This is a genomic window from Arthrobacter sp. PsM3 (assembly GCF_030433895.1).
In the GTDB taxonomy this organism is placed as follows: Bacteria; Actinomycetota; Actinomycetes; order Actinomycetales; family Micrococcaceae; genus Arthrobacter.
The window spans coordinates 1-398 of record NZ_JARUXE010000136.1 but is presented as its reverse complement, the minus strand read 5'-3'; the positions used below and the strand labels follow the sequence as shown (position 1 = coordinate 398).

Sequence of the window (398 nt, the reverse complement as noted above, 5' to 3'; positions counted from 1 at the left end):
CCGCAGCCGAGCAGCCCGACGGCGGCGGCATCGGCGTCGTCGTCCACTTTCGTGCACTGCCCGGCGGCGACGAGGGTCTTCTCCGCGAAGGCGCCGATGCCGAGGGCGGGGGTGAGTTCCGTGCCGTCTTCAAGCGTCATCTTCTGCGTCGCGTTGTGCGTGTTGAAGCAGTACTGGGGCTGTCCCTTGGCGCAGGCGCGGCATTCCCCGCAGACGGCACGCCAGTTCAGGATCACCCGATCGCCCGGGACGACGTCTGTGACGCCGGGTCCGACGGCGCTGACCACACCCGTGGCCTCATGGCCCAGCAGGTAGGGGAACTCATCGCCGATGCCGCCCTGCTTGTAGTCCAGGTCCGTGTGGCAGACCCCGCACGTGAGGATGTCCACCAGCGCCTC

Annotated in this window: 1 protein-coding gene; it reads right to left on the bottom strand. The window is 68.8% G+C overall.

Annotated features, from left to right (window positions below; all coding sequences use genetic code 11):
• On the bottom strand, positions 1 to 398 hold a 398-nt coding region (locus tag QCD75_RS21935), incomplete at both ends, for an alcohol dehydrogenase catalytic domain-containing protein (protein WP_301231637.1).